17 protein-coding genes are annotated in these 17,035 nt (G+C 40.2%); 13 read left to right on the top strand and 4 right to left on the bottom strand.

The features are described 5' to 3' along the window. Window positions 1-105: 105 nt before the first annotated feature. Entirely contained in the window at window positions 106-2,103 is a 1,998-nt protein-coding gene (locus QR40_RS05765) for an oxidoreductase (RefSeq protein WP_044293863.1), read from the bottom strand. A gap of 530 nt (window positions 2,104-2,633) precedes the next feature. Between QR40_RS05765 and QR40_RS05770 the strand changes: the two genes are divergently transcribed. After that, on the top strand, window positions 2,634-3,503 hold the full coding sequence (locus QR40_RS05770; protein WP_044289695.1) for an Rpn family recombination-promoting nuclease/putative transposase: 870 nt from the start codon (window positions 2,634-2,636) through the stop codon (window positions 3,501-3,503). A 146-nt stretch (window positions 3,504-3,649) separates the two neighbouring features. Here the strand turns inward: QR40_RS05770 and aroE are convergent, their stop codons facing one another. Further along, entirely contained in the window at window positions 3,650-4,516 is an 867-nt protein-coding gene (aroE, locus tag QR40_RS05775; RefSeq protein WP_044293865.1) for a shikimate dehydrogenase, read from the bottom strand. 297 nt (window positions 4,517-4,813) lie between these two features. Here aroE and QR40_RS05780 point away from each other — a divergent pair, with 297 nt between their 5' ends. The 4 genes from QR40_RS05780 to QR40_RS05795 all read left to right on the top strand — a co-directional run bounded on the left by QR40_RS05780 (window position 4,814) and on the right by QR40_RS05795 (window position 8,875). Continuing rightward, entirely contained in the window at window positions 4,814-6,016 is a 1,203-nt protein-coding gene (locus QR40_RS05780) for an MFS transporter (protein WP_044293867.1), read from the top strand. 84 nt (window positions 6,017-6,100) lie between these two features. Further along, window positions 6,101-6,586: a TRAP transporter small permease gene (locus QR40_RS05785; RefSeq protein WP_027296224.1), complete on the top strand. Its 486-nt coding sequence runs from the start codon at window positions 6,101-6,103 to the stop codon at window positions 6,584-6,586. Next, the gene (locus QR40_RS05790; RefSeq protein WP_044293868.1) at window positions 6,583-7,869 is read left to right on the top strand and encodes a TRAP transporter large permease; all 1,287 of its coding nucleotides are present in this window, start codon (window positions 6,583-6,585) and stop codon (window positions 7,867-7,869) included. Before QR40_RS05785 ends, QR40_RS05790 begins: the two co-directional genes overlap by 4 nt. A 13-nt stretch (window positions 7,870-7,882) precedes the next feature. Next, on the top strand, window positions 7,883-8,875 hold the full coding sequence (locus QR40_RS05795; protein ID WP_044293870.1) for a TRAP transporter substrate-binding protein: 993 nt from the start codon (window positions 7,883-7,885) through the stop codon (window positions 8,873-8,875). A gap of 62 nt (window positions 8,876-8,937) precedes the next feature. On the opposite strand, the gene QR40_RS05800 is transcribed toward QR40_RS05795, so the two are convergent. Both QR40_RS05800 and QR40_RS05805 read right to left on the bottom strand, forming a co-directional pair. After that, complete coding sequence (locus QR40_RS05800) at window positions 8,938-9,801, bottom strand: aldo/keto reductase (RefSeq protein ID WP_044294013.1); 864 nt, start codon at window positions 9,799-9,801, stop codon at window positions 8,938-8,940. A 19-nt stretch (window positions 9,802-9,820) separates the two neighbouring features. Next, complete coding sequence (locus tag QR40_RS05805) at window positions 9,821-10,708, bottom strand: LysR family transcriptional regulator (RefSeq protein WP_044293871.1); 888 nt, start codon at window positions 10,706-10,708, stop codon at window positions 9,821-9,823. A gap of 179 nt (window positions 10,709-10,887) precedes the next feature. On the opposite strand from QR40_RS05805, the gene QR40_RS05810 reads away from it, so the two are divergent. From QR40_RS05810 to QR40_RS05840, 8 genes are all read left to right on the top strand, one after another. Beyond that, complete coding sequence (locus tag QR40_RS05810; protein WP_044293873.1) at window positions 10,888-11,673, top strand: shikimate kinase; 786 nt, start codon at window positions 10,888-10,890, stop codon at window positions 11,671-11,673. 260 nt (window positions 11,674-11,933) lie between these two features. Then, window positions 11,934-12,074, top strand: a complete 141-nt coding sequence (locus QR40_RS31680; RefSeq protein ID WP_160295776.1) for a hypothetical protein — start codon at window positions 11,934-11,936, stop codon at window positions 12,072-12,074. Between the two features lie 106 nt (window positions 12,075-12,180). Continuing rightward, on the top strand, window positions 12,181-13,056 hold the full coding sequence (gene pdxS / locus QR40_RS05815) for a pyridoxal 5'-phosphate synthase lyase subunit PdxS (protein ID WP_027296230.1): 876 nt from the start codon (window positions 12,181-12,183) through the stop codon (window positions 13,054-13,056). A gap of 1 nt (window position 13,057) precedes the next feature. Next, window positions 13,058-13,630 carry a pyridoxal 5'-phosphate synthase glutaminase subunit PdxT gene (gene pdxT, locus QR40_RS05820; protein WP_044293874.1) on the top strand — a complete coding sequence of 191 codons (573 nt, stop codon included), beginning with the start codon at window positions 13,058-13,060 and terminating at the stop codon, window positions 13,628-13,630. 124 nt (window positions 13,631-13,754) lie between these two features. Next, window positions 13,755-14,177, top strand: coding sequence for a DUF2000 domain-containing protein (locus QR40_RS05825; protein WP_044293875.1), 423 nt, complete (start codon window positions 13,755-13,757; stop codon window positions 14,175-14,177). A 129-nt stretch (window positions 14,178-14,306) separates the two neighbouring features. After that, window positions 14,307-15,248 carry an ABC transporter ATP-binding protein gene (locus QR40_RS05830; protein WP_044293876.1) on the top strand — a complete coding sequence of 314 codons (942 nt, stop codon included), beginning with the start codon at window positions 14,307-14,309 and terminating at the stop codon, window positions 15,246-15,248. Window positions 15,249-15,271: 23 nt separating this feature from the next. Further along, window positions 15,272-16,015, top strand: coding sequence for an ABC transporter permease (locus QR40_RS05835; protein ID WP_044293878.1), 744 nt, complete (start codon window positions 15,272-15,274; stop codon window positions 16,013-16,015). Beyond that, window positions 16,012-16,983, top strand: coding sequence for an ABC transporter permease (locus QR40_RS05840; RefSeq protein WP_044293879.1), 972 nt, complete (start codon window positions 16,012-16,014; stop codon window positions 16,981-16,983). Before QR40_RS05835 ends, QR40_RS05840 begins: the two co-directional genes overlap by 4 nt. Window positions 16,984-17,035: the final 52 nt, after the last annotated feature.

Below are 17,035 nucleotides of genomic sequence, written 5' to 3' on the forward strand. Positions count from 1 at the left end.
TAACGTCCTATAGTTTATCCTGAGTGCAGAGCAGTTATGACAAGCATAAAAAAAGAGAGATGTTAAAGAATATAAACACCCCTCTTTCCATGCCTTATGCAAGGATTATGATATGAAATTTCTTCGCTCTAATATATTTATGATATTGCGTCCCTCCTGTGTACCATCAATAATGCGCCGTGCTCTTACGCTGTCTCCGATATTATAGATCTCAACTTCTTTAGAAGAGAAATGGTCTCTCAGATCGTTCATCAGAGGGGAATTTGCTCGCATTCCAAGACAGACAAATCCATAATCAAAGTCCAGTTTTTCTTCTATCCCGTCTCTTTTAACTAGAAAGTAGTCATCGTGTACTTCCTGCAGTGCAGTATTTGGCATCTGGTTTACTTTGTATTTTTTCATAAGCGCTTTTGTTGAAACCTTTGATACCGGATCCAGGTCTTTGCCTATTTGAGGCATCATTTCAACGATGCTGACGCTTGCATTTCTGGGAGCAAAAAATTCAACGACATCTAATCCAACTGCCCCGCCTCCGATAACCACAATTTTTTTGCCGGACATATCGTCTGGATACTTAGGGATATTTTGTATCATATCCAAAATGGAGAAGACCTTGGTATCTTCTTTGCTCATTGTCTCATGCAGCCCTTTAATTGGAGGCAGCAGTGGATTAGAACCGGTGGCGTTTACGATAATATCAGGATTTAGTTCTTTTACTTTGCTCACATTAGCGCATGTATTCTGAAAAATAAATAGGTTTTTTTGTTTTTTTGCCCTGTGTATCAGATAGTGAGGAAAGTCAGCAAGTCTTTTTTTGTCCGGGATCTTAGAAATTTCATGTGCCAGACCGCCCAGATGATCACTTTTTTCAAGCAGAAATGTAGTACATCCTACTTCAGAAGCAGTACAGGCGGCTTCCAGCCCGGCAGTTCCGCCTCCGATAACCACAACATTACAAGGTTTGTTCACCTGTTTTTTCAGGTAATCCTGGCCATCATTTACAGCAGGATTGACGGTACAGCGGATCGGACGGTTGACGCCTATGCGGTTGCCGGCACAGCCTACGTTACAGGAGATACATTTGCGGATATCGCATTCATTCCCGAACTCTACTTTATTGACCCAATCGGGATCCGCAATTAATCCTCTGCCCATACCGATCAGATCGGCATCTCCACGATTTAAAATATCTTCGGCAATTTTAGGATCTCGAATATTACCAACGGTTATAGCTGGTTTATTAAATTTTTCTTTTACGGCTTTTGCCATGTAGGAGCGCCAGCCATCCGGAAGGAAGTTGGAATCAATCTGAAACTGAATAGATCCGTTCAGTCCGGCTGAGACATCTATGATATCGGCTTCTTTCTGGAAATATTCCATTAGGTTCAGCATATCATCCAGCGTATTGCCGCCTTCGATCATTTCGTCTGCACTGATCCTCATGAGAATAGGAAACATGGGTCCAACTGCTTTTCGTACTTCGGACATAACCATAGAAGCAAATCTGGCGCGGTTTACAGGAGATCCTCCGAATTCATCGGTTCTCTTATTTGTAGTAGGAGACAGAAACTGGCTAATCAGATAAGAGTGTCCGCAATGTACTTCTACAGCATCAAAACCGGCTATCTGTGCACGTTTGGCGGCTTCTCCATATTTTCTTGCAATTGCTTCGATTTCACTTATCTCAAGAGGCCGGGGAATTTCTCCGCCCTCCTTGGATGGTATGTCGGACGCAGATACAGGCTGCATACCAGTTCGTGAAGAAACAGCAGAAGCTCCGGCATGGTTAATCTGAATTGCGATGCAGGAACCATGTTTATGTACTGACTCACAGAGCTTGAACAGGCGAGGAATATAGTTGTCCTGGTCAATACGAAGCTGCGTTGTGCCATTGGAGCCCTGCGGAGAATCTACGCTGGCGTTTTCCAGGATAATTAGTCCTGTGCCGCCTTTAGCGCGTTGTTCGTAGTATTGAATATGCAGAAAGCTCATTTCACCATTTTGTTCCCCGAAATTAGTACCCATAGGGGTCATAACAATACGGTTTTTAAGTGTCATTGTTTTGACATTGAGGGGATTAAAAATATTAGGATAATTATTCATTTTGATTCCTCCGTTTTGTGTAAGTGTTAATACTTTAACAACTTTGTTGATTCTATTATAATACAGGATAATTGGTAAAACAAATTGTTAATTTGTCCATAATCAATAGAGAAAGACTATAAATTATGCCGTGATCTCAGGAAATGCAATAGTGGTGAATTAATTAGCAATTTTACACTTATATCACTAAATATATATAAAATTTATTGCAAATAAATATACATTTTAATAAATATATTATTGACTAATTACATAAAATATAGTAGTCTTATTGTATATAACATATCTATAATATTTCTTTTTACTGGCAGCTCGCTGGGAACTCCAAATAACGTAAATGGACGAATGATTAATTTTAATATGGAAAAGTAACAGGTAACTATAAACTAATATCGGGACTTAAAGCGTGTTATAATATTGCAAATTATAATTTTATACATTTGCTTACAGATGTAAGATAAATAGTAGGTACAGTGCAAAGTCCGATGTTGCTGTAATTTATTTTTGATGTTATAATATAGGAGACAAACATGGAAAAAATATTAAAGAAGATGAAACCGTTAGAGAAACTGGATCTGAAAGACAGATTTTTATTTGATGAAGTAGCAGAAGATCCGGAATGCTGTCAAGCGATGTTGGAAATCATACTGGATAAAGAAATTACAATTTTGAAGAAAAATGAAACTGAAAAGGAATTTCGAACTACAACCTCACAAAGATCTATAAAATTGGACGTTTTTGCAGCTGATGCAGATGATAAAATCTACAATATGGAAATGCAGCAGAAAAATGCAGGAAATTTGGCAAGGAGAGGCAGGTTTTATCAGGCGCATCTGGATGTATCCCTGTTGGAACCGGGTGTCATAGATTTTAATGAGCTAAATGATTCCTATATGATTATGATCGCTTGTTTTGATCTTTTTGGATTTGGAAAGTATCGTTATACTTGCAGGATGGAGTGTGAGGAATTGCCTGGCACTGTTTTAGAAGATGGTGCAGTTAGGATCTTTTTAAATACAAAGGGGATAGACCGGCAAGGGGTAAGCCAGGAATTAATTGATTTTCTGCATTACGTGGAAAGCTCTACGGATGAAGTCTGCCGCAAATGCGAAAGTTCGCGTATTCACAAGATACATAAGCGCGTCTCAAGCATAAAGCGCAATGAAGAAGTGGGGGTAAGGTATTTGCAGCAATGGGAAGAAAAAATCATGATTAGGGAGGAAGGAATAGAGCAGGGTGAACAAAAGAAAGCGATAGATATTGCAAAGAATCTGATCGATATCCTGGATGTAGAAACCATTGCCAGAAAGACAGGTCTGTCTGTTGAGATAGTTCAAAAGTTAAAAACAGATCAGGAAAAAAAGGCTGTGGAATTAGGGAATAAAGAAACACAGGAATAAAATACAGAAATAAAATACAGAAATAAAGAAAAATGATTAAAGTAATATACAAGAAACGTAATATAAGAAAAGTAATATACAAGAAAAGGACAGGAGAGCTCAATCTGAAATGATATGCCCCCTGTCCTTCTACACATGGAAATTTATTATTTGAAATATTTATCTTTAATAATATCAACCGGCATATCCTGCCCGGTCCAGATCTTAAAAGATGCTGCACCCTGGTATAGAAGCATATACATACCGTTGGCGGTACGGCATCCGCATTCTTTTGCAAGCTTTAGTAGCTTTGTTTCTTTTGGATTATAAATTACATCAAAAACCATCAGATTTTCATGGAAAACACTGGTATCGGTAATCAGACAGCCATCTGTATTTGGAGCCATACCAACGCTTGTTCCATTGGTCAGAATATCACTTCCGGCAATTTCAGATTTCAGGACGGAAGGATCATCAAAATCAAATAGAGTTACCATGCATTTTGTTTCTGCATTTAACGTTTCGACGATTTTTTCAGCACGATCCCAGAATGCGTCGTGAATGCTGAATACAGAAATTTCTTTTACACCGTCCAAAGCTGCCTGAATTAGAATAGCGCTGGCAGCGCCGCCGGCTCCTAACAGGGTCATCTTTTTGCCTATAATGTCAAATCCGGAATCTTTACATGCCATCATAAATCCGGTGCCATCTGTTGTATAACCAACAAATTTTCCATTATCATTTAAAACGGTATTCACAGCGCCGCCAATCCTTGCAGCGGGTGAAAGTTCATCGCAAAGTTCACACATGATGTTTTTATCAGGCATTGTAATATTAAAACCTAAAACATTCATTGCACGAAGCCCCTCTGCTACCTGAGGCATTTTATCCACACCAGCATCAAATGCCAGATAAGCACAGTCAAGACCCAGCTGCTCAAATGCTTCGTTATGCATTGCGGGTGAAATACTATGTTCTACTGGACTTCCTAAAAGACATGCAAGACGTGTATGTCCGGTTATTTTTCTTGCCATTTTTATAATCCCCTTTCATTAGCTCATTGTTTATCAGTAAAATTCTGTGATATATGATTTTTTAATAGTAAACTATTTGACAGAAAAAGTCAATTATTTCTTTAGCGCATTAATGTATTCAAGCGAATGGGAAAAGAGAAATCAGAGCGTATAACTATAGACAATATCTATGAATAACAGTAAATAAACGATTGGTATTTATTGAATCTAATTGATATAATAATCTCAATAAATGTTACAAACATCAGGGAGAAACATCCAAAAAGTGATGGAATTCAGGTAAAAGGAGAGGAAGTAATGAGTGAAGCGGTGAGAAAATCAAAGTATTATCCTAGTGCATTTATTTTGTATCTGAATTATTTTATCCACGGAATCGGGGCCTCTATATTAGGACAGCAGGTTATGAAAGAGGCACTTGCGGCCCAGTGGGGAACAGGAGATGACAAGGTAACGATGGTAGCTGCGGCATTGGGACTTGGGAGATTGATTACGCTGCCTTTTTCCGGCCCAATTTCGGATAAGCTTGGTAGAAGAATATCAACGCTGATCGGTGTGGCTTCATATGCAATATTCTTCCTTGGTATGGCATTTTCACCGAATCTGGCAGTTGCGTATATTGCAGCAATCCTTGGTGGAGCAGCAAATTCATTTTTAGATACAGGAGTTATACCGGCATGTGTAGAAATATTGGAACCGCGTTCCGGTCTGGCAGCAATGCTGACAAAATTATTTATTTCTGCTTCACAGTTGTTACTGCCATTTATGCTGGGATTTGTAGCTGCAAGAAATATGTCGTATAATGTCATTATGATTGCGGCTGCAGCAGTAATTGTTATAATCGGTATTTTAGTCATAAAGGTGCCAATGATTGAAATTCAAAAGAAAGCCGATGGTAAGCCGGATTCCTTTTTTGCAAATCTGAAAAAGGCAAAATTTACAGCGGAAAGTGCTGCGTTAATTGCAATTGGATTTACCTGTACGGCAACCTTTCAGTTGTGGATGAATTGTTCGCAAAAGTTCGGAACTCAGATAGCAGGTATGGAAGATGCGGGCATGATGCAGACCTGGTATTCGGCTGGAACTATTGCAGCGCTGTTTGTAACAGCGGTTCTGGTAAACAAGTTTAAACAGGTTCGTTTTCTGGTAATTTATCCTGCAATTGCAACGTTGATGCTGATCATCGTACTTGTTATAAAAACACCGTTGATATGTCTGGTTGGTGCATTTGTTATCGGGTATTCTGCAGCAGGAGGGGTATTGCAGCTGGCAACTGCAACAGTAAATGATCTTTTTCCTTCCATCAAGGGAACGATTACAAGTATTATTATGATTGCATCCAGCTTGTCTAATTATACAATTCTTTCATTTGCAGGGCAGTTGAGCACAAACAGCGGACCGGAAGCGGTAATGGTTTTAAATATTGTTGTAACGGTTATAGGGGTTGCCCTGGCACTTTTTGTAAATGTAAGGTATAAAAAAATGATTTCCAGTGCTGCATAGTTTAATCGTGTTTGGAACCGAAAAGGTTATAGTGGGGGCTTTGCTTTTTCGAATTAAAAGATCATGGAACCGAAAGGAGAAGGTATGAAAGCTTTAAAATGGTTAAACAAGAATTTTGAAGAGTTTATCATGGTGTCATTTTTGATGATAATGACTTTGATTATGGGGATTCAGATCTGCGCCAGATATTTATTCAATAATTCTATGGCTTGGACAGAAGAAATTACCAGATATTTGTTTGTGTGGTCAGGATTTTTAAGCATTAGTTTTTGTATGACAAAAGGAATTGCAATCCGCCTGGAACAGGTTACTAGTAAATTAAAACCTAAAATGCATGCGGCTGCTAATATTATTGTACATATGTCAGAATTGATCTTTTTTGCTTACCTGATTCCTTTTTCCTGGTCGTATATGATGAAAGCGGTAGAGAGCGGACAGCTCAGTACAGCTTGTGAGATGCCAATGTATATTGTTCAGGCGGCACCGTTTGTATGTTTCGTGCTTGTATGTTTACGGGCCGTACAGCAGATATGGGGAGAAATTCAAATGATAAGGGGGAAGGAAGCATGAGCAGTGTAGTTGTATTTATTATATTTATTGCATGTTTATTTTTATCCATACCAATTGCAACATCTTTAGGAATTGTTTCGGTTTTGCCGGGAATGGCAGATTCCAGCTTCACCGCCAGTGCGACTTATGTGATTCGTTCCATGCTGGGAGGAATTGACAGTTTCCCGCTCCTGGCTATCCCCATGTTTGTATTATCCGGTATTATTATGGCAAGAGGTGGTGTATCCCGCAAATTATTTGATGTATTTGCTTTCTTTATTGGAAAAAGAAAGGCTGGAATTCCCTGTGCAGTAATTATAACCTGCCTCTTTTATGGGGCGATATCAGGTTCTGCCCCTGCGACTGTTGCAGCTGTGGGAAGCATGACAATTCCTATTTTGATAAATCTTGGATATGATAAAGTCTTTGCAACTGCAATCGTAGCAGTAGCAGGGGGACTGGGAGTTATTATTCCTCCGAGTATACCTTATATTTTATTTGGAATGGCTTCAGGGGAATCGGTAGGAGCTATGTTCAAGGCTGGAATTATTCCAGGTATCTTAATTGCCCTTTTGCTTATGGGGTATGCGTATTACTATTGCAGAAGATATGGAGAGGATCGGGAAAAGATTGAATTTGTTGTTGGAGAATTACGTCAGAAAGGATTATTACACCTTTTAAAAGATGGAGTCTGGGCACTTCTGACTCCGGTCATTATATTAGGATGTATATATGGTGGAATTGCATCTCCGACAGAAGCGGCGGTAATCTCTGTTTTCTATGCCTTGTTTGTCAGTATTGTAATTTATAAATCAATTCATGTGAGAGATATCTATGCAATTTGTGTGGAGTCCTGCAGAACCTATGGACCCTTATTATTTATATTAGTAGCGTCCAGCGCTTTTTCAAGAGTACTGACTCTTATGCAGATTCCACAGCTTGTGAGCGGATGGATTTTAGATTCCTTCTCGGGAAAGGTGGCAGTTTTACTGGTTATCAATGTGTTCTTACTGATTGTGGGAATGATTATGGATACCAGCCCTGCGATTTTGATTGTAACGCCGATCATGCTTCCCATCATTACGGGAATTGGTGTAGACCCGATTCAGTTCGGTATTATTATGGTAATTAACCTGGCGATTGGTTTTGTTACTCCGCCAATCGGCGTGAATTTATTTGTGGCAAGTTCCATGACAGAAGTGCCGGTTATGCAGATTGCTAAAAAGGCATTGCCGATGATTCTAATCTTCCTGGTTGCATTGCTGCTGATTACATTCATTCCGGCTATCAGCCTGTCATTATAAGGAGGGCATCATAATGAAAAAGTTATCGAAAGCAGGAATTACCGTTTTAGCGATCAGTATGATTAGTGTATTATGTGGCTGCAGTAAAACAGAAAACCATTATGCATGGGCACTGGGTACCAGCAGTCCGGAAGATACTGTGACGCAGGTGTATAGTGAAAAGTTTGCCCAGGAAGTAATGGAGCGCAGTAACGGATCTATGGAAATAGCCGTGTATCCAAATGGGGTAATTGGTGGTGACAGAGAACTTTTAGAAAGCTGTGCGGATGGGGATATCCCCTTTGTAGTGCAAAATACGGCTCCACAGGTAAGCTTTATGCCGGAAACGGCTGTTTTTGATCTTCCATGTGCAAGTACTACCATTGAGGAAGTACGGGAGAAGATCGATAATCCGGAATTTTATACGGCAATTCAGGAAGTATATGAAAAAAGCAGTTATCAATTGCTGGGGATTGCAGATCAGGGCTTCCGGGTTATGACAACAAATAAGAATATCCAGGATATAAGCGGATTTAAGGGACAGAAAATAAGGACCATGGAAAATGCAAATCATTTAAAATTCTGGCAGGATCTGGGAGCAAACCCTTCCCCGATGGCATTCAGTGAAGTATATATTGGTTTGCAGCAGCACACGATTGATGCAGAAGAAAATCCATATGAAGTCATTGTATCCGGAAAACTGTATGAACAGCAAAAATATATGGTAGAGACGAATCATGTGCCTCATTTGATTACCTTGATTGCCAGTGAAGATTTTATGGATAAATTAAGCCGGGAGCAACAGAAGATTATTCAGGAAGCAGCAAAATCGGCAACAGAGTATGCCAGAGAACAGGCTAATATCCGGGTGGAAGACAGGATTGAAATAATGGAAGCAGCAGGCGTGGAAAGAATCGAACTTTCGAATGAAGTACACGATGAAATGCAAAAGCTGGCACAGAATGTCTATGATGATATCAGAGAGCAGGCAGGTGATCAATTAGTAGATTTATATATAGAAGAATAACGTATTAAATGGATGCCGGCAGCTATGATACCGGCATCCATTTTGGGTGGAAAGACCTTTAATTAGAAGAAATACTGCCCATCTATCATTCTTAGTTCATCATCCAGAAGGGCTTTTTCTTTATCAGACAAAGGATGGTTCAGGCATTCGTCGATATGATCCACAACGAAAGAAAAACTTTCGAAATTTCCAGGCGGTACAACAGCATCTGCACCCATGGAAAGCGTATATTTAATGGCAGCGATCCCCAGGGCTTCATTGCCGGAAATGGGCTTACACCAGGATTTTGGAAAAGAAGATTCCCTACGTTCTTCTTCATTTATCCATGCGCGGTGAATCAGGGTTTTCATGCCAAGCAAACCGATGTCTTTTTCTTTGGCTGCTTTTGCAATGCGGGTACCGAAGTCTTTTCCAAGATTTACTCCCCAGTTTAAAGGAAAGAGCACAGTGTCAAAGTTATAGCGTTTAAGCGCCTCTAAAGCCACCTCTTCACTGTGGCAGGTGATGCCCAGCTTTTTTAAGATTCCTTCTTCTTGCGCTTTGCACATGGTTTCCATAACCCCGCCCTTGGAAAAAGCGGTGTTCAGTTCTTCCATAGTTGCAAGTCCGTGCATTTGATAAACATCAAAATAGTCCGTATGCAGCAGATCAAAGGATTCATCCAATTCCTTTTTTGCATCTTCAGCCAGCCTGCAGTTGGTTTTACATGCAAGATAAATATGATTACGATAAGGTTTCAGGGAATTACCCAGCTTTTCCTGGGCATCGCCATAGGAGGGGGCCACATCAAAATAGTTGATTCCTTTTTGAATAGCATATTCCACATAGCGGTCAGAAGCATCCTGACCATCATCCATAGATACAATTCCCCCATAGACAACGGGGCTGATCTGATAACCGGTATTTCCCAATTTCCTTTTTTGCATGATTTTGATCCTTTCTGAATTATATTTCAAATTCATGTGACTTGACATATTCAATAAAGCGTTTCATGGCTGGAGTCTGATAATGATTTCTCAGATATGCCATATGGATATGACGTTTACAGTAGCCTTCAATGACAGGAATTGCCTTTACCTGATACAGGTTTATTTCAGGGATTACGGCTGCAAGAGAGATACCGAACCCTTCGGACACAAGTCCATATAAAGCCTGTTCATTTTCTGCCTCACATATGATTTGCGGTTCTATGTTGGATATATTAAAAAGCTTTAGTGTTAGCTGCCCAAGTCCGGTTTCTTTATTGTAGACAACAAGTGGATAGTTGGATATTTCATGAAAATGAATCCGGTCAAAATTCGCCAGCGGATGATTAAGTGGTACGATGACAGAAAGTGCGTGTTCGATCAGGGAAACAAATTCAAGATCTGTTTCGGCGGGGACTTGGGATGCAAAGATAAGATCATACTTTTCGCTTTTCAGACCGGAAACTAAAGCAGATGTAATACCCTGATAAAAAGTAAAGTTTACATCTTTATTTTCCGGGAGATCCAGAAAGCTGCGTGCCATTTTTGGTATATACCTGGGGGCGAGAGGATATACATATCCGATATCAATCTGCCCTTTTGTATTGCTGGTGTATTTTTTTAATTGTCGGATACCTGCTTCCAGTTCTTCCAGGGAGCGGTCAACATGCTCCAAAAAAAATTTTCCATATTTCGTAAGTACAACATTCCGTCCCTGTTTCTCAAACAGGCAGGTTTCAAGTTCTTTTTCCAGGCTGGACATGGCGTAGCTTAAACTGGGCTGGGAGATATGAAGTTCATCAGCAGCCTTGGAAAAATGCTGCAGCCTTGCGATCGTCTGAAAATAGTATAGCTGGTTTAAGTTCATGGAGCATCCTCACCTTTCTATTAATTGCAATTATATTAAATTATATCATATGAAATAGGCGAATACTACATATAGTAAAAGAAATAAGGAGTTTTTTCGCTTTAAAGTATTAAAATGTTGAAAAATTTTCATCCTACTGTTATAATACAGCATAGAAATATAAGAAAGGAACAGCCCAGATGGATAGATTAGAAGAAATCAGAGAGAAGATAAGCCAATGTGACGACCGCATCATTGAGGAACTTGTAATACGCATGAATTACATAAAGGATATTATCGAATACAAAAAAGAAACAGGTACGCCGATTATCCAGCCCGAACAGGAGAAGAAACAGGAAGATGCCCTGAAGAAGAAGGTTGGGAACAATGAATTCGAAGAAGAGATTTTACATATTTTTAAATATATTGTAAAAAACAGCCGGAAGATACAGGCAAAGAGTTTGTTCGACTATAATATCTTTTTAATCGGATTCATGGGGGCTGGAAAGAGTACGGTTGCAGACGGTCTTGAGAAAATGCTTGAGATGGAGCGTATTGAGATGGATGCAATGATTGCTAAGAAGCAGGGAATGTCAATACCGGAAATCTTCGAGGAGTATGGAGAAGTATATTTCCGTAATCTGGAAAGTAATATGCTGATTGAACTTCAGAAAAAAAGCCAGGCAATTGTATCCTGCGGAGGCGGCGTTGTAATGCGTCCGGACAATGCGGAACATATGAAGAAGCATGGAAGAGTGGTATTGCTGACCGCTTCACCAAAGACAATTTTCGAGCGCGTGAAGGACAGCCGGGAACGTCCGATCCTGAACAATAATATGAATGTAGCATTCATAGAAGAGCTAATGGAAAAACGGCGTGAAAAATATCTTGCCACTGCTGACGTTGTCGTGGAGACAGATGGTAAGAATGTTGTAGAGATTTGTGAGGAAATTATATCCAGGCTGATTGTGTTAGACAGAGATTAGCAGCTAAGCTGTTTGCAAATCTTTATGATTAATATAAATAGTATGAGAGTCAAAAGTGGTAAAAACATATACAGGGTAAGCCTTATATGTTTTTATCACTTTTTTAAACTACGCGTAAAGACCCGTGTTTAAAGATAAAAGGCAGTTTATTTTGTTGAGGCGGAGGATTCGAAGCCTATGAAGCAGGAATCCATTGCCGTTATTTTAATGATGGGGTATGCAAAATAGTTATGGTGAAGTAATGGATGAGGATGGAAAAAGTGAAATTCAATTTTGGGTTCCAGTTATTTAGTTTGTTCGTCATTGGTGAACTGGCATGGGTTAAAAAATCAAAACTGGCATTTGAAACAAGGACACATTTCGGATATAGTAAGACCATAAAAATTGCTCATTTGCAATGAATGATAAGAATTCTTATGATCTTAATTTGGAAAATGTATGAGCCATACAAATATTTACTTGCCGTTGACAACCATTACAACAATAGATAACAAGGAGAGTGTTTAAATGAAACAGTACAGATATGAGTTAAATAAGGAACTGGCACAGATGTTAAAGGGCGGGGTTATCATGGACGTAACTACACCGGAGCAGGCAAAGATAGCACAGGATGCCGGAGCGTGTGCGGTTATGGCACTTGAGCGGATTCCGGCAGATATCAGAGCGGCCGGCGGGGTATCCAGAATGAGCGATCCAAAGATGATTCGTGGAATTCAGGAGGCAGTGACGATTCCGGTTATGGCAAAATGCAGGATTGGACATTTTGCGGAAGCGCAGATTCTGGAAGCAGTTGAGATAGATTATATCGATGAAAGTGAAGTGCTGTCTCCGGCGGATGATGTGTACCATATTGATAAAACTAAATTTAAGGTTCCCTTCGTATGCGGTGCGAAAGATCTGGGAGAAGCGCTTCGGAGAATTACGGAAGGAGCTTCCATGATACGTACGAAAGGGGAGCCGGGAACCGGTGACATTGTGCAGGCAGTCCGTCACATGAGAATGATGAATCAGGAAATAGCAAGATTGGTTTCCATGCGGGAGGATGAACTATTTCAGGCAGCGAAAGAGCTTCAGGTACCCTATGAACTGGTAGAATATGTGCATCAGAACGGTAAACTTCCGGTTGTTAATTTCGCAGCAGGCGGAGTTGCAACTCCGGCAGATGCAGCATTAATGATGCAGCTTGGAGCGGAAGGAGTCTTTGTAGGATCGGGCATTTTTAAATCAGGTGACCCGGCAAAGAGGGCACAGGCAATTGTGAAAGCCGTAACCAATTATCAGGATGCTAAAATGCTGGCTGAATTGTCGGAAGACCTGGGGGAAGCAATGGTGGGAATCAATGAGCAGGAAATCGGACTTTTAATGGCAGAAAGGGGAAAATAAAGTGAAAATTGCAGTGTTGGCAGTTCAGGGGGCTTTTATAGAACATGAGAAGATGCTTGAAAAACTGGGCGCAGACTGCATCGAAATACGGCAGAAAAAGGATGCAGAGGAAGCGTTTGACGGTCTTATCCTGCCGGGCGGGGAAAGCACAGTAATGGGGAAGCTTTTAAAAGAGCTGGATTTATTCCATATCTTAAAAACAAAGATCAAAAACGGGATGCCGGTACTTGGAACCTGTGCAGGACTGATCCTACTGGCGGAAAAGTTATCCAACGATAAACAGGTCCACTTCGGAACACTGCCGGTTACTGTAAAAAGAAATGGATATGGCAGACAGCTAGGCAGCTTTCATACAGAGGGACATATGGATGGAGTCGGCATGATTCCAATGACATTTATCAGAGCACCATACATTGAAATTGCTGATCCGGCGGTGAAGATACTGGCAAGGGTTGATGACAAAATAGTAGCAGTAAGATATAAAAATCAGCTTGGAGCTGCCTTTCATCCTGAAGTTACAGCGGATACCCGAGTCCATGAATATTTTCTTCAAATGGTGAAGGATGATCAATAGTTCTGAGTAAAGTTTGGAACCATAATATTTGAAAAGCAGAAGAGATTGTCAATATCATACAAGAGAACTATTTTAGTGTGTGTTATACTTTGCAAAGATAGATCAGATGCAAAGGAGAACAAAAATGGACAGTCAAAATGATAAATGTGTCATGGTAATTGATGAGAATCTTCCGCTGGGAATTATTGCTAATACGGCAGCAGTCCTGGGAATCACACTGGGAAGACAACATCCGGAGATAGTAGGGGCGGATGTATCGGATGGAACTAAGAATGAACATCTGGGAATTACAGCATTTCCGGTTCCCATCCTGAAGGGAAATGTTCAAATCATAAAGGATTTGCGGAGCAGACTTTATACAGAAGAATTCAAGCCGCTTACGGTTGCAGATTTTTCAGATGTGGCGCAGAGCTGTAATGATTATGAAGATTTTACAAAAAAGTTAAGCAAGGTAGATGAAGAAAAACTGCAGTACTTTGGTATTGCGATATGCGGCAATAAGAAGCTGGTAAATAAACTTACGGGGAGTATGGGGCTGCTTAGATAGCATATGTTTGAATAACGTAAAAATAGAGAGTTCAACCTTAGAAATCAACCTTTCGGTTGATTTCTTTTTTTGTCCCGGATGCTAAAGTAATGGCAGGAACAAATCACAGAGAGAATGAGAGGTATCCCTATGGATCAATTAATAAAGGTAATGAACCTGGAAAAATGTTATGGAGATAAAGAAGTGGTAAAGAAAATATCGTTTGAGATTAAGCGGGGTGAAATTCTCTGCTTCCTTGGACCAAACGGTGCAGGGAAAAGTACGACAATCAATATCCTTGCAGGAGTGCTGGGGGCAGACGGGGGAGAAATTCAATATAAGGGAAAGTGTATCCGGGATACAAAAAAGGAGTACCGGTATCATCTTGGAGTTGTACCGCAGGATCTGGCTTTGTATGAAGATCTAACCGCTATCCAGAATGTGCGTTTCTTTGCATCTCTTTATGGGCTGAAAGGGAGAGATTTAAGTGAGAAGGCAGAACGAGCACTTTCCTTTGTCGGATTAAAGGATCGTAAAAATCAGAAAGTGAAAACATTTTCCGGTGGTATGAAGCGCAGGTTAAATATAGCGTGTGCCATTGCCCATGAGCCGGAATTGGTTATTATGGATGAACCAACAGTGGGAATTGATCCCCAGTCACGCAATCACATTTTAGAATCCATACGGGAACTGCGCAGCCATGGTATGACCGTATTATACACCACACATTATATGGAAGAAGTGGAAGAGATTTCTACACGTATTATCATAATGGATGATGGATTGCTTATAGCCGAGGGAACGAAGGAAGAACTTAAGGAAAGTATTTCCGATAAAAGAAAATTTATTCTGACAGTAGAATCCGAAGAAGAATTGAGTATTGATGAATTTTACCGCATTGAAGGTGTTATGGAAATCAGGTCAGAAGAAGGAATTATTGAAATCACAACTTTAAAAAATGTGGAAAACCTGGATAAAATTATATCACTGGCGCTATCCCAGAATATCAAAATCAACAATGTAATGTGCCGGACTGCCAACTTGGAAACAGTTTTTTTAAGCCTCACGGGAAAAAGCCTTCGGGATGAATAAACGGATTAAGAAAGGAGCTTTATATGCGGGGATTTTATAATATATGTAAACAGGATTTTATGAATCTGGCTAAAAATCCAATGTGGCTTTTTTATGTTTTAGCATTTCCAATTTTGCTGGTGGGAGTGATGGGATTTTTTATGGAGGGTAGTTATGGCACAGAGATCACTTCTTATGATTACTATGGCATCAGCCTGATGATCTACGGTGCATTAAATGCAGCTACTATCGGTGCAAATTCCTTTATGGAGGAGCGTATTAAGGCAGGAAATATGAGAATTATTTTCTCACCACAGCCGGATTCCTATCTGTATTTTTCTAAGATTATCGCAGCATTTCTATTTACGGAGATTGCGTATTTTATTGATTTTGGTATACTGCATTATTTGTTTGGTGTCAATATTGGGGGAATGTATACGGGATATGTGCTGGCGGTACTTACTATGGCAATTCTTTTTTCGTCAGCACTGGGAGTTATGTGCTGCTGTATTTTAAAAAGTGAGAATATTACGAATCAGATTCTAAGTACGCTGCTTACCATATTATGTCTGCTGGGCGGAGTGTTTTTTTCACTGGATGGATTCGGAGAGACTGTTCGGAAGATATGCCTGCTGTCTCCGGTGAAATGGATTATGAATACGCTGTTTGCAATTATATATGACAGGGATCTGGGTCAGGTATTACCCACTATATTTATGCTGGCAGCAGGGACGGTGATCATAGTGGTGCTGTGCGGTGTGTTTTTCCACAAGGAGGATTATGTATGATACAAATATTAAAAAATGATCTGGATAGGGTGCTGTGCAATAAAAAAAATGCTATAATGACGTTAGTGCTTACCATTTGTATGGTAGGGTTTGCTATTTACTTTACGAATAAGATACAGGTGATTGGAAATCTTGCAGTAGTTGGAAATGTCCGGGAAGAGATTGGGCTGGAGCATTATTTTAATATCAGTTATGTTTTGCAGGAACCAAAAGAGAGTGAGTTAGTAAGCGGGCGGTATGATGCCGTGATAAAACAAACAGCTGAGGGATATGGGATACAGACGCTCAAAGGCGATACTTTTAAAAATATGGTGATGCAGGCGTTAAAAGACCCGGCAGGATTTGTTCCCGAAACAGACCGGATTCGGGGAGTTGGAACAAATATTATCGGATACCTGGTGATGATTCTGCTGATGCAGGGGGTTCTGCACATGGAATATTATGGTGAAGATAAGGAGAAACATTTAGTGGAACGGATCGCTGTTTCGCCAATCAGTTTTGTCAAATATCTGGCAGCACACTTTTTATATGCTTTCCTGATGCTTTTTCTACCCAGTATGGGTGTGGTGGCTGCTGCCCGGATAATCGGGCTGAACATTGGTTTATCCCTGTGGGAATATGCAGCGCTGCTTGGAATTTTGTGTATGCTTTCTGTTTCATTTGGGATCTTTATGCATACTTTTTGTAAGAGCATGGACAGTGCCAATATGACTGCATCCCCACTGATTGTACTGACATCTGTCTTAGGGGGAACCTTTTATTCTTATGCGCACAGCAGCCAAATCATGAATGGGCTGATAAATGTGCTGCCTCAGAAGAATTTTATCTCATTTGTGAATGGGGTAGAAAAGGGAAGTCTGAATATACATCATTATCAGCAGCTGGGTTACTGTCTGGTAATCATATTGGTATTGACGGGAATCTCAATTGTACGAAACTGCAGAAAGTACCGGCCTGCTGTAAAATAAAGAATTGCCTGGGGCGTGCAGATGGCGGAAATGAATTTTTAATCACACGCTG

It is taken from the genome of Robinsoniella peoriensis (assembly GCF_000797495.1).
Lineage (GTDB): Bacteria > Bacillota > Clostridia > Lachnospirales > Lachnospiraceae > Robinsoniella > Robinsoniella peoriensis.

Bases quoted from the DNA above. Each gene is read 5' to 3' on its own strand.
- QR40_RS05765 (WP_044293863.1), bottom strand. From the start codon at position 2,103: ATGAATAATTATCCTAATATTTTTAATCCCCTCAATGTCAAAACAATG.
- QR40_RS05770 (WP_044289695.1), top strand. From the start codon at position 2,634: ATGGAAAAAATATTAAAGAAGATGAAACCGTTAGAGAAACTGGATCTG.
- aroE (WP_044293865.1), bottom strand. From the start codon at position 4,516: ATGGCAAGAAAAATAACCGGACATACACGTCTTGCATGTCTTTTAGGA.
- QR40_RS05780 (WP_044293867.1), top strand. From the start codon at position 4,814: ATGAGTGAAGCGGTGAGAAAATCAAAGTATTATCCTAGTGCATTTATT.
- QR40_RS05785 (WP_027296224.1), top strand. From the start codon at position 6,101: ATGAAAGCTTTAAAATGGTTAAACAAGAATTTTGAAGAGTTTATCATG.
- QR40_RS05790 (WP_044293868.1), top strand. From the start codon at position 6,583: ATGAGCAGTGTAGTTGTATTTATTATATTTATTGCATGTTTATTTTTA.
- QR40_RS05795 (WP_044293870.1), top strand. From the start codon at position 7,883: ATGAAAAAGTTATCGAAAGCAGGAATTACCGTTTTAGCGATCAGTATG.
- QR40_RS05800 (WP_044294013.1), bottom strand. From the start codon at position 9,801: ATGCAAAAAAGGAAATTGGGAAATACCGGTTATCAGATCAGCCCCGTT.
- QR40_RS05805 (WP_044293871.1), bottom strand. From the start codon at position 10,708: ATGAACTTAAACCAGCTATACTATTTTCAGACGATCGCAAGGCTGCAG.
- QR40_RS05810 (WP_044293873.1), top strand. From the start codon at position 10,888: ATGGATAGATTAGAAGAAATCAGAGAGAAGATAAGCCAATGTGACGAC.
- pdxS (WP_027296230.1), top strand. From the start codon at position 12,181: ATGAAACAGTACAGATATGAGTTAAATAAGGAACTGGCACAGATGTTA.
- QR40_RS05825 (WP_044293875.1), top strand. From the start codon at position 13,755: ATGGACAGTCAAAATGATAAATGTGTCATGGTAATTGATGAGAATCTT.
- QR40_RS05830 (WP_044293876.1), top strand. From the start codon at position 14,307: ATGGATCAATTAATAAAGGTAATGAACCTGGAAAAATGTTATGGAGAT.
- QR40_RS05835 (WP_044293878.1), top strand. From the start codon at position 15,272: ATGCGGGGATTTTATAATATATGTAAACAGGATTTTATGAATCTGGCT.
- QR40_RS05840 (WP_044293879.1), top strand. From the start codon at position 16,012: ATGATACAAATATTAAAAAATGATCTGGATAGGGTGCTGTGCAATAAA.